Annotated in this window: 9 protein-coding genes; 7 read left to right on the top strand and 2 right to left on the bottom strand. The window is 52.3% G+C overall.

Annotated elements, in window-relative coordinates; all coding sequences use genetic code 11:
- Window positions 1–16: 16 nt before the first annotated feature.
- The 4 genes from DXC51_RS19215 (at window position 17) to DXC51_RS19200 (ending at window position 6281) form a co-directional block, all read left to right on the top strand.
- Window positions 17–2719 carry a DEAD/DEAH box helicase gene (locus DXC51_RS19215; protein WP_025491161.1) on the top strand — a complete coding sequence of 901 codons (2703 nt, stop codon included), beginning with the start codon at window positions 17–19 and terminating at the stop codon, window positions 2717–2719.
- 125 nt (window positions 2720–2844) lie between these two features.
- Window positions 2845–3174, top strand: coding sequence for a YqfO family protein (locus DXC51_RS19210; RefSeq protein ID WP_330413856.1), 330 nt, complete (start codon window positions 2845–2847; stop codon window positions 3172–3174).
- A gap of 186 nt (window positions 3175–3360) precedes the next feature.
- Window positions 3361–5502, top strand: a complete 2142-nt coding sequence (locus DXC51_RS19205) for an ATP-dependent helicase (protein WP_025491163.1) — start codon at window positions 3361–3363, stop codon at window positions 5500–5502.
- A gap of 185 nt (window positions 5503–5687) precedes the next feature.
- Complete coding sequence (locus tag DXC51_RS19200) at window positions 5688–6281, top strand: SOS response-associated peptidase (RefSeq protein ID WP_025491164.1); 594 nt, start codon at window positions 5688–5690, stop codon at window positions 6279–6281.
- Between the two features lie 431 nt (window positions 6282–6712).
- On the opposite strand, the gene DXC51_RS19190 is transcribed toward DXC51_RS19200, so the two are convergent.
- On the bottom strand, window positions 6713–7033 hold the full coding sequence (locus tag DXC51_RS19190) for a hypothetical protein (RefSeq protein WP_025491165.1): 321 nt from the start codon (window positions 7031–7033) through the stop codon (window positions 6713–6715).
- Window positions 7034–7240: 207 nt separating this feature from the next.
- Window positions 7241–8542: a DNA polymerase Y family protein gene (locus DXC51_RS19185; RefSeq protein WP_035323275.1), complete on the bottom strand. Its 1302-nt coding sequence runs from the start codon at window positions 8540–8542 to the stop codon at window positions 7241–7243.
- A gap of 178 nt (window positions 8543–8720) precedes the next feature.
- Between DXC51_RS19185 and DXC51_RS19180 the strand changes: the two genes are divergently transcribed.
- From DXC51_RS19180 to DXC51_RS19170, 3 genes are read left to right on the top strand one after another with little or no spacing between them, the layout of a single operon-like run.
- On the top strand, window positions 8721–9593 hold the full coding sequence (locus tag DXC51_RS19180; protein WP_021638581.1) for a carbohydrate ABC transporter permease: 873 nt from the start codon (window positions 8721–8723) through the stop codon (window positions 9591–9593).
- Window positions 9590–10423: a carbohydrate ABC transporter permease gene (locus DXC51_RS19175; protein WP_021638582.1), complete on the top strand. Its 834-nt coding sequence runs from the start codon at window positions 9590–9592 to the stop codon at window positions 10421–10423. The genes DXC51_RS19180 and DXC51_RS19175 overlap by 4 nt, the downstream gene beginning before the upstream one ends.
- A 26-nt stretch (window positions 10424–10449) precedes the next feature.
- A complete protein-coding gene (locus tag DXC51_RS19170; RefSeq protein WP_021638583.1) occupies window positions 10450–11820 on the top strand; it encodes an ABC transporter substrate-binding protein in 1371 nt (456 codons plus the stop codon).
- Window positions 11821–11920: the final 100 nt, after the last annotated feature.

Genomic DNA, 11920 nt, shown 5'->3' with positions numbered 1-11920 from the left:
AAAACAGGAGTCAGGAATGGAAATTAAGGAGCTTGTGGTCTATGAAAAAGAATACCCGGAAAGGAAGGCCGTTTTTTCAGAGTTTCCGCAGGATATGCTGCCGGAGCTGAAAGGCTATCTTGAAAATGCGGGAATTCCCCGTTTATACTGCCATCAGGCGGAGATGTTTGAGCGCGCGCAGAAAAAAGAAAATCTGGTCATCACCACCTCCACAGCCAGCGGCAAAACATTGGGTTTTCTGCTGCCGGTTCTTCAGGAAATCCTGAAAAATCCCCTGGCCAGGGCAATTTTTATCTATCCAACCAAGGCGCTGGCGGCGGATCAATACAGGGCCATCCGGCCGGTGGTGGATTATTTCGGGGAGGACCGGGTCTGTGCGGGAGTCTATGACGGGGATACGCCGGCCAGCGAGCGGAGCCGGATCCGGAAGAATGCCAATCTGATACTGACCAATCCGGAAATGCTCAACGGCGCGTTTCTGCCTAACCACAACAGGTATGGCTTTGATTTTATTTTTTCCAATTTAAAATATGTGGTCATTGATGAGCTGCACACCTACAGAGGCGCCTTCGGCTCCCATCTGGCAAACGTGTTCAGGCGTCTTTCGCGGATTTGCAGATACTACAGGAGCGCGCCGCAGTTTTTGTGCAGTTCCGCCACCATCGCCAATCCGGTGGAACTGGCGTCGGAAATATGCGGGCAGGAATTTTCGCGGATTTCCAGGGACGGATCTCCTGCGGGGGCGAGAACATACAGATTCCTCCAGCCGCCCAAGATCAAGGGGAAGGACGGAAAGGACTATGGGCAGGTGCCCTCAGCGGCGGTGGCCTCCCAGGTGATAGTGCGGCTGGTGGAGGAGAACAGGAGCTTCATAGCGTTTGCCAAATCGAGGAGAAACGTGGAGGTGGTGCTGAAGGAGGCTTCGGATATTCTGGAAGGGGAAGGCTGCTTTGCCTCTCTGGCGAATCGGATATCCGGCTACCGGGGCGGCTATACGCCTGCGGAGCGTAAGGAAATCGAAAATAAAATGATATCCGGCGCGCTTACCGGCCTGATATCCACCAATGCGCTGGAGCTTGGCATCGATATCGGTAAAGTAGAGACTACGGTGCTGGTGGGGTATCCGGGAACGAGGGCTTCCTTCTGGCAGCAGACGGGCCGCGCGGGAAGGAACGGGAAGCCCTGCTGTAATTACCTGATTCTGGAGAATCTGCCCTTTGACCAGTACGTGGCTGTGAACCCGGACTGGCTGTTTTCCGGGGCGAGCGAAAATGCAATTGTGGATAAAAACAATCTTTTTATTGAGCTGGCGCACATCCGGGCCGCCGCCGCGGAGCTTCCACTGACGCTGGATGACATTTCCGTGTTCCCGGATCTGGGGGAGACGATTCCTGTGCTGCTGAAGGTAAAGGAGCTGAACGGGCAGAATGGGAAATTTGCCTGGTCAGGCAGCGTATTTCCCGCAGGGGATTTCAGCCTGCGCAATATTGATAAGATCAGGTATAAGCTTATCCTTAAGGACAACGGAAGGGAAATTACGGAAATGGATGAAATGCAGGCCTTCCGGGAACTCCATGAGGGAGCGGTTTACCTTCATGACGGCGTCCAGTATCAGGTGACGCAGCTGGATCCGGAGACCCATACTGCCCTGGCGGCGCCTTTTCAGGGTAACTTTTATACCATGCCGGTCTCTGCTTCGGAAATCCGGATACTGCACAGCGTCAGGGAATCGGAATATAAACGGACAAAAATCGTGTTCGGGGATGTGAATGTAAATACGATTGTGACCATGTACCGGAAGCTGCAGTTCCATAATCATCAGAGCCTGGGCTTTGAACAGCTTCCCGCGCCGCTTTGCAAGGATATTGATACGGAGAGCACCTGGATACGGATACCCGCCAATGTGGCGGGGACCTACAGGCGGCTGATGCAGATCCGGGAAAACGGCAAAATCATCCGCAACAACCATTTTGAAGGCCTCATGTATGCGCTGAAGAATGCGGCGATGATGGTGACCATGACGGAGCAGGAGGATATCGGAATGGCCATGTCTTCCAATGCGGCGGGAGAGCAGGAATGGGATCCGCAGCTATCCGGAGAGGAGGAGATACCCTTTGGGGGAATGGATACCCTGTTGTTTTTTTATGATCAGTATGCGGGCGGCCTGGGCTATGCGGAAAAAATAGCGGACTGCATGCCCCGTATCATTGAGAATGCGATCATGCTGGTAGGCGGCTGTTCCTGTGAAACAGGCTGCGCGGCCTGCATCGGGGATTACCGGCTGGACAAGGGGCTGGTGCTGTGGGGGCTTAAGAATCTGTCAGAGGAATCCCAGCCGCCTGTGAAAATGTACAAGGATACAAAAGAGCCGCTGCCGTTTGTCCGCAGCCCTTTTACCCTGAAGGAGCTTGAGCAGGCGGGAAAATGGGAGGAATTCTGTGCTTTCCTGCAGAAAAAAGGTGATCCCTTTGCCGCCTTTCTTTCTACGGTTCCCATGGTGGAGTGGAAGGACAGCCGGCTGACACTGTATACATCCCATGCTTTTTACCGGGACTGGGTGCTGGAGGAGAGCAATTACCGCAGCCTTCAGAATATTTTCCGCTTTTATACGGATGCGCCCGCCGGCCTGCGGTTTGACATCCGTACGCAGGAGGAAGCCTCACCGGAGGAGCGGATGAGGATCCATGAGAAGCTTATGAGAAATATAAATAAGAAATAATAGTAACGGTTCAGACAGGATTGTTACAAATAATAAAGTAATCTGCGCAGCGTCCAGATGATATAGACGCAGGATAGTGGGAAAAAAGGAAGCGGCGCGGCAAGTGTAAACTGATGGAGGAAAAAGTGAATATTGATGTAACGGAAGTAAAGCTGGAAATATATGTGCCGGAAGAATATATTGAGCCGATACGGGATGCGCTGACGCATATTGGCGCCTGCCGGGTCGGAAATTATGACCATGTGATGGCTTTCCATTGCTCAAGGGGATCCTGGCGGCCGTTATCGGGCAGCAGCCCGTTTAACGGAAAAACCGGGGAAATCTGCTTTGGTACGGAGATGAAGATGGAGGTGCGGTGCCCGGTAGAGATTGTGGAGACTGCGGTCAGGGAAGTTAAAAAAATTCATCCGTATGAGGAGCCTGTTATTAATGTGATTCCGCTGTTAAATATTTAGTTTAAAAATTATCAAGGGGGGGATTTCGATGTACGAGGATTTTACGCCATCCCCTCAGCATTTTGAAACAAAAGCCATGGAAGAAATGGTCTCATACAATAAATTTATGAGCTGAAGTGTGAAGAATTGTATGGCCATATAAATAAGGCGGCTTTTGCCGCGGCATTCAGGATAGTGAGGATTTTCATGCAGGAACAAGTATTGCCGGCAGAATTGAATGAATATCAGAGAAAGGCGGTGTTTAACGACAGCAGCGCCTGCCTTGTCAACGCCAATGTGGGAAGCGGCAAGACCACGGTGCTTACGGCCAAGGTTAAGTATCTGCACGAGGCCTGCGGAGTGAATTGTGAGGATATGGTGGTTCTCACCTTTACCAACAAAGCGGCCGGGGAGATCAGGGAACGCCTGGGCGCTATGCGTGATCAGGGTGAGCTTGTGCAGATGCGTTATTTTGGGACCTTCCACAGCGTGGCCCTCCAGCTTCTGCGCGAAAGGCTTCCGGTGCAGCAGCTGGGTTATACGCCGGATTTTCTGGTGATGGACCCGGAAGAGGAGCTGGATATGGCGCTGCGCCTGATCCAGGACAGAAAGCTGCAGATCAAATACCGGAACCGGCTGAAGAAGCGTCTTGAGCAGGAGGATGAGGAAGCTGTGCCGTCAGAAAATGGCCGGGAAAAACTGCCCTCCCCTCCCGGAAGGCGGATTCAGGATGATATGCCGGTTTTGCTGCAGGCTATGAAGGAAGAGAAGCGGGCGCGCAACCGGATGACCTTTGCCGACCTTATCCGGAATACGGAGGCTTTGCTTGCCGAAGTGGAATGGAGGCCGGCCTGGGTAATTATCGACGAGGTGCAGGACTGCGATGCATGGCAGCTTGCGCTGGTGAGAAGACTGCTTGATAAGGGAGCCAGGCTGTTTGCCGTGGGCGATCCCAACCAGGTGATTTACAGCTGGAGAGGAAGCGCCTGTAATGTTTTTTATACACTGCGCACAGAATATCAGGCCACGGAGCTGTCCCTGCCGGTAAACTACCGTTCCAGCGCCTCCATTCTGGAAGCGGCGTCCGCATTTTCCCAATATGGCAGCAGTCTTACAGGAAACAGGGAGCGGGGAAGCAAAATCGTGGTAAAGAAACACTACGATCCCTTCCAGGAGGCCTGTTATCTGGCGGATCGGATTAAAGAACTGCTAGGCAGCGGCATTTCTCCGGGACAGATTGCGGTGTTTTACCGTCTCCAGAATCAGTCCGGTGTATTGGAGGAGGTATTTGCCAGGGAAGAAATTCCATTTCAGGTTTCGGTGAAGCACACGCTCCGGGACTGCCCTGTACAATACTGGCTGCTCCAGGTGCTCCGGTTTTCCCTCAGCCGGGAGGATTATCCGGCGGGGATCTATGCCCTCAGCCATAAAGAATACGGAGAACGCAGAAATGGAAAGCCGATCACGGAAAAGACGGCTGCGGCAGTGCTTCATGGGGAGAAAGATCTGAAGCTGCCATTATATGAAAGGATGCTGGCCTTTTCGGAATGCTGTCCGTCGCTTGACAGCCCGCAGGCGCTGTATGATTACTTTTCCCTGGATGGATATCTGCGTCCCACCTCTGCTTCTTTTCAGAAGGATAAGGGAAGGATCCTTGCCATGCTGGAATCCTTATTCCGGCAGCAGCCCTCAGAGGGGGAAAATCTGCCGGACCGCTTGCGGAGCTTTTTAAATGATGCGGTGCTTTACGGCCTTCCGGAGCAGGAAACGAAGGAAGAAGACGGAAGGGTAAAGCTCATGACACTCCATGCCTCCAAGGGACTGGAATTTTCTTTTTGCTTTATCATCGGGGTGAATTATGGGCTGATTCCGCTGCGGACCGCGGGCTTTGAGGAAGAGGACGAGGAAAGAAGGCTCTTTTTTGTGGGAATGACCAGGGCAAAGGATTTCCTGGAGCTTTCCTATTATACCAATCCGGACAACCGCGTCATGCCGGGAGAAAGCCGTTTTATCCGCATGATTCCGCCTGAACTGATTCAGGAAGAAACAGCGGATCCGGCGCAGGGAAATTTGCAGGAGCTGAGAAAAATGGTACGGCAGGAAATCGAAGCCAGACAAAACCGGGCAGAAGAGACGCTGGAAGCAGATTTGCCGGAGTTGCCGGAGGAACCCTCGCAGCCGCAGCCTGCCGGAAAAGAAATAATACAGCCAAGAACCGTAATCCACAGAAAATATGGCCGCGGCACAGTTATCCGGGAGGACGATGCCATGATGGAAATAGAATTTGAGGGCTATGGCGCCAAAGAATTCCTGAAAGCCTTCAGCGCCATGGAGTTTGTGGAGGAATAAAAGAAGGGAATTATGGGAAACTTAGTAAGCAAACGGGTAACTGTCCAACAGGTCTGTGCATTTACTGCACAGACCGTAAGAAAGTGATTCAGGAGTGCAAAAATCCCATCGCTGAAGGCGATTTAGGATGGATTTTTGCAATAACTGTGAAGGTACTGAACAGTTAAAAAAACGGAGAACAAAGAATGTGTGGAAGATACTATATCAATGACGAAACCGCAAAAGAAATTGAAAAACTGATCCGCCAGATAGACGATGCGCTTCTTGCTTCCTGCAAAGAGCGGGACGTTTATCCGTCTGCCAAAGCCCCGGTTATCCTTGCCGGCAGTGATCAAAGCGATCAGCTGACCGCCGGGGAATTTACCTGGGGATTCCCTTCCTACAGTAATAAAGGAGTCATTTTCAACGCCCGCAGCGAAACCGCTCTGGAAAAGAAAACCTTCCGGGAAAGCGTAAAGCAAAGACGATGCATCATACCCGCAACCGGCTTCTACGAATGGTCGGAACAAAAAGATAAATATTTTTTCAGGGCGCCGGATCGCCATGTCCTTCTCTTCGCCGGTTTTTACCGACACTATGAGGACGGGGACCGCTTTGTCATCCTTACCACACAGGCCAATCCCTCCACAAGCTCCGTCCATCCCCGTATGCCACTCATACTAAGCCCACAGGAGGTACAAACCTGGCTTTTCGACGATAATGCCACCGACTTCCTCCTCCATAAACGCCCGGCCCCTCTGGAAAAAGAACTAAAAGGCCAGCTGTCGCTATTTGATTAACACGCATCCCACCATAAAACCGATACCCAATGAAACATCCAACCGGGCAGCCTGTCTTTTTATATCAGGCGGTAGAAACTTTTGCGTCCCCCAGAAGAACAGAGAGCGGGGCAGAGACTTGGGAGGGGAAACGGCGGCGTCCGGCCCGGGGGGAAAGGGGGCAGTTCCAGATTTGTCCGAAAAAATGGTGATAGTTCTTACAGCGTCATACCGCCTTTTTATGGCCGCCCTCAACTGCTTTGTCTGACGAGCGAAGCGAGGAGTTTCAAGCAGTTGGGCCATAAAAAGACGGTATGACGCTGTTAGAACTATCCCATTTTTGAAATCGAATCAGGAACTGCCCCCTTTCCCCCCGGGCCGGACGCCGCCGTTTCCCCTCCCAAGTCTCTGCCCCGCTCTCTGTGCCCTTCCGGCGGGCCGCAAAAGCCCTTCTACCCCATCTCACTTAACGTCCAGCGGCAGTCCTCCGGGAAGTATTGAAGCAGCACCTTCACCAGCAGTCCGTTTACAAAGATGTCGCAGTCAAATTCATAGGACGGAATTCCTGCATAGAGCTTTTTTTCAGAATGATTTACATGGATTTTGTCAAAGGTGCGTATGATGCCGTCCTCATCCTGCATTTTGAACAGAATAGGCGTTACCTGGCCGGAAGCGGTCGTCCAGCTGCAACAGGCGATCTCCTTCCGGTTTCTTTTGGGCTTCCATTCCGCCTCGGAATTATAATTGATATCTTTATCCGTATGAATGAGCAACCCAATCGCCTCCTTTCTTCCCGTTAAATCTTATGGCATGTTTATATGAAAGAGTCAGTCTGTCGCAGAAAAAATCTGTCTTGTCAGCTTCCAAAACGCAGTCCCAAAATGCAGTTTTTTTCATCCTCAATTCCCATAGCCTCAATTCTCCATAACCTCAATTCCCCATAGCCGCAGATTCAGGCCGCGGAGCAGCAGAAAGCAAAGCTACAGAACCGTCTCCCTGCTGTAATCCACATCCATTTTATCCCTGGTAATGCCGCCGGACATGTGATCCACCATGGCGGCCTGTTTTACGAAAACAGCGCGCTTGAGTGAATCAATGCCGTAGCGGGCGCGGATGCTGTCCGCCATGGTATCGGCAAGCTCCAGCTTTTCAAAGCCTGGTTCCCGTTCCCGGTAGAGGGGAGAGCAGTCCAGATCCGCCAGGTGGAGCTGACGGCAGTCCGGCTGATCTTTCACCCGGCCGGTATGGATGCCCAGATGCCGGATGGGGGTGATGCCGTCCCAGGTTTCCCGGAACAGCTCCAGCGCAGTATGGTAAATTTCGTTGGTAATGTTGGTGGATGCAGGCAGCGTCCTTTGGTGGGAGCAGGAAGAAAAATCGGAATATTTGATGCTCACAGCTACCACCTCAATTTTCACCGCATCCCTGCGCATCCGTGCGCCCACGGTTTCCGCCAGGGAAAGGAGCACCATGGCGGCGGGCGTCTCCCCGCAGATGTCAAAAGCGATAGTGGTGGAGTTGCCGTAGCCTTTGTTGGCGGGAGCGATGCTTTCCACCATTGCGGTATCCCATCCGTTGGCATAATTCCAGATCACCTCTCCGTAGGACTTCAGATGCGCCCGCAGAAGCTTACGATCCGTATGGGCCAGGTCGCCGATGGTGGAGATTCCCAGCCTGCGCAGCTTTGGAAAGGTGGAGCGGCCTACGAAAAAAAGGTCGGTGACCGGAAGAGGCCACATTTTCCGGGGGATTTCTTCCGGGAAAAGGGTATGGGTCCGGTTGGGCTTGCGAAAGTCAGAGGCCATTTTGGCCAGCAGCTTATTTTCAGAAATGCCGATATTTACGGTGAAGCCAAGCTCCCGTTCGATCCGTTCCCGGATAGCGTCCGCCGTGGAATGCGGCTCACCCCAGAGCTGCCCGGTGCCGCTCATGTCCATAAATGCCTCATCAATACTGTATTGCTCCACATCGGGCGTATATTCCCGCAGGATTTCCATAAATGCATTGGAGCACTGGGAGTAGAGCCGGTAGTGGGGCGGGACGATCAGCAGGCCGGGGCATTTCTGCCTGGCCTCCATCAGGCTTTCCCCGGTCTGGATGCCGCAGGCCTTGGCAGGAAGGGATTTGGCCAGAATGATGCCGTGCCGTTTGCTGGAATCCCCGCCCACCGCACAGATCTGCTCCCGCAGATCCACGCTCCCTCCCAGGTGCTTCAGCCGGTAAACCGCTTCCCAGGAGAGGTACGCGTTGTTTACATCTACATGAAATATAATCTGTTTCATGAGAAAATTATAGGACAGAACGTATGTTCTGTAAAGAGGAAAAAACAGGAAGAGGGCATCCAGGGGGAAGCCGGAGGCTGGAAGGAAAAAATCTCCCCCTGAAAATAAGAAATGTGGAGTTTTTTTATACCTTCCCATTTTTTATACTAAGAGTAACAAAGGGAAGGAGAGTGGGGAAATGAAAAAGAAGCTGACCTATCATAATTTTTACTTTTATCTGCTTCTGCTGTCTCCGATTCTGGTGGTGTATATCCTGTTTTTTGCGCTGCCGGTAGTGTCCAGTATGTTTTTCAGCCTGACGAATTTCAACGGCATCAGCCTGGACTTCAAATGGATGGGACTGAAAAATTACGATGTGGCGTTTCATGACAGAGTGTTCCGCAAGGCGATGGTCAATACCTTTTTATTCGCGCTGGGAGCCACGGTGCTGCAGAATTTTTTTGCAATCCTGTTTGCGCTGGCGCTGAATTCCAAACTGAAGCTGCAGGGCTTCATGAGGATGCTGGTCTTCGCGCCGTGCATGCTGTCGCCGATTGTAGTCGCTTTTATCTGGCAGTTCATCTACATGCCGGACGGCATTTTAAACAAACTGCTGGGGACGGATATCACCTGGCTGGGCAACAGGAAAACGGCCCTGATATGCGTTATCGTTGCCCATGTATGGATGTGGATCGGTTATTCCGCCACGATTTACATGTCCAACCTGCAGAGTATTTCTTCTGACATTCTGGAGGCGGCGGACATCGACGGGGCTTCCCGGTGGCAGAAATTCAAACGGATTATCCTGCCCATGCTGGCGCCTGCCACGACCATTAATATCACGCTGGCGTTCACCCAGTCGCTGAAGGTATTCGATATCGTTTATGCCATGACCAACGGCGGGCCGCTCAATTCCACGGAAACTGTGGGAACCTATGTGGTGGTGAATATGAACCGCGGGCTGCACGGATACGCTTCGGCGCTGACGGTGCTGCTGACCGTTGTCATCGTTGTTTTCGGGCAGGGCCTTATCGGAATCCTGAAAAAACGGGAGGAGGCGGTTTACGGATGAAAAAGAAAGAAATCAGACGCGTCATATTCACTCTGTTCATGGCGGCGGTGTGTATCCTGGTTTTTTATCCGGTCATCATGATGGTGCTTGTGTCCTTAAAGGACGACGTGCTGCTGGCGAAAGAGCCGCTGAGCCTGAAAACCAGCTTCGCCTTTGAAAATTACAGGCTGGCCGCGGAGAAGATGAAGTATGGGAGGGCATTGTTCAATTCCACGGTGCTCACCATCTGCAGCGGACTGCTGACCACATTTTTAGGGGCCTGCGGAGCCTACGCCATTCTGCGGGCAAAACGAGGGAAGAAATTTTTCCTTATCCTGAACGCCCTTTTCCTCATGGGGCTTGCGCTGCCGCAGCAGGTGGCCATGGTGCCTCTGGTGCTGTGGATGCAGAAGCTCCATGTGGCCAACAGCATATTCGGGCTGATTCTGGCTTTTACCGGGGCCAATGCAGCCTACGCTGTGTTTTTCTTCAGCGGCTTTGTGAATACGGTCCCGGTGACTTTGGAGGAAGCGGCCTATATTGACGGGGCGGGGCCGATGAAAACCTTCCTGAAGGTGGTTTTTCCGTTGCTTAAGCCGCCCATGGTGACGCTGCTTATTGTAATTGCCCTGCGCGTCTGGAACAACTTTATGTATCCCCTGCTGTTGTCTCAGGGGGAAAAATCCAGGACCCTGCCGCTTACGGTATTTTTCTTTAAAGGGGACCTGTCGGTACAGTGGAACATCCTGTTTGCAGCCACCACGCTTGTCATTCTGCCGCTGATGATTGTATACTTCATTTTACAGAAGCAGATCATTTCGGGAATGCTCAGCGGAGCTGTGAAGGGGTAAATATAGAAGAAAAAGGAGGAAACAGAATGAAAAAGAAAAAAACAGCATTGATGATGGCGGCGGTGATGACGGTATCCCTGCTGGCGGCCTGCGGACAGAAGACTTCAGCTCCTGCGGCGGAAAGCGCGGCACAGCCGGATGCAGCGCAGACCACGGAAGCATCCAAAGAAGCTTCCCAGGAAGAAAGCCAGGCTCCCGCAGAAAGCACGGGGGAGGTAACGGAGCTGAAGGTATTCGGCTTCAAAACCGGTGCGGAGGAAGGCGCGATTCCAACTTTAATCGAACAGTTCAACAAGGAAAACCCGGATATTCATGTGGTTTATGAAGGCATCAGCAATGCGGGCGGTTATCAGGATGTTTTGACAGCCAGACTGGCATCGGGCCAGGGCGATGATGTTTTTTTTGCCAATCCCAACTACCTTCCCCAGATGCAGGAGGCAGGCTATGTGGAGGATCTGACGGATATGCCTGTGGTGGCAAATTACAGCGGCCTGGTAAAGGATCTGCTTACAATCAACGACAGCATCCCCGGGCTGGGCATGGAAATTGCAGTGTTCGGCATGTTCTCCAATATGGATGTGCTGAATGAAGTGGGAATTGAAAAGGCGCCTGAGAATTACAAGGAGTTCCTGGAAGACTGCCAGATTCTGAAGGATGCAGGAAAGACACCCATCGTGGCAGGCGCAAAGGACGGGACGGCCATGGCGATTTTTTCCATTGCAAAGAGCCTTGACCCCGTATACCAGGCGCCGGATAAGATGGAGCAGATCGCTAAAATGAATACCGGCGAGCTGATGTTCGGTGATGTCATGAGACCTGGCTATGAAGTGGTGGAGGAACTGATTTCCAAGGGCTATATGGACGGAAGCAAGGCGCTTGTATATGCGCCGGGCCAGGATGATATTGCAGAATTTGCAAAAGGGGAAGCGGGCTTTATGCCGGGCGGTAGCTGGTTTGTGGCAGGTCTGGAGAACGCCGCGCCGGATATGAACTATACATTGGGCGGCATCCCGGTACAGGATGAGGATTCCCTGATTCTGATTAATGCCGGCGTCCGTGTCTGCATCAACAGCGCTTCCGAGAAAAAAGAAGCGGCCAGAAAATTTGTGGAATTCTTCACCAGCCTGGACAGCATGAATGCATACGTGGCAAGCCAGAACAGCTTTAACCCCCGCGTAGACGGCAAGAGCACCGACAATGCGGTGGTGGAGCCTGCGGCAGAGCGTCTTGCGGCAGCCAGAATGGTTCCCTGGGTGGATTCCGCTTTCAATACCGCAGTGGTCAGCCCCTGGGCGGATGCCCGTACCTATGCTGCCAACATTGCGGCAGGGGATTCCGTGGATAATGCGGTTAAGGATCTGAATACACAGATAGAGAATAACCTGAAATTGAATTAAAGAATAAAGAAAAGCGGGGAGCCGGATCCCGGGATTTCCGGCAGATGGGAAAGGGCCGCAGGAATATTTCTTGCGGCTCTTTCCCGCTGATGATAGAATG

The organism is Eisenbergiella massiliensis (assembly GCF_003435485.1).
The sequence above is the reverse complement of the archived record's forward strand: the minus strand, read 5'-3'. Positions and strand labels throughout refer to the sequence as shown.

What these genes read in the sequence shown, in the direction of transcription:
- DXC51_RS19185 (WP_035323275.1), bottom strand. Translation starts at nt 8,542, where the DNA reads ATGAAACAGATTATATTTCATGTAGATGTAAACAACGCGTACCTCTCC.
- DXC51_RS19205 (WP_025491163.1), top strand. Translation starts at nt 3,361, where the DNA reads ATGCAGGAACAAGTATTGCCGGCAGAATTGAATGAATATCAGAGAAAG.
- DXC51_RS19180 (WP_021638581.1), top strand. Translation starts at nt 8,721, where the DNA reads ATGAAAAAGAAGCTGACCTATCATAATTTTTACTTTTATCTGCTTCTG.
- DXC51_RS19215 (WP_025491161.1), top strand. Translation starts at nt 17, where the DNA reads ATGGAAATTAAGGAGCTTGTGGTCTATGAAAAAGAATACCCGGAAAGG.
- DXC51_RS19170 (WP_021638583.1), top strand. Translation starts at nt 10,450, where the DNA reads ATGAAAAAGAAAAAAACAGCATTGATGATGGCGGCGGTGATGACGGTA.
- DXC51_RS19200 (WP_025491164.1), top strand. Translation starts at nt 5,688, where the DNA reads ATGTGTGGAAGATACTATATCAATGACGAAACCGCAAAAGAAATTGAA.
- DXC51_RS19175 (WP_021638582.1), top strand. Translation starts at nt 9,590, where the DNA reads ATGAAAAAGAAAGAAATCAGACGCGTCATATTCACTCTGTTCATGGCG.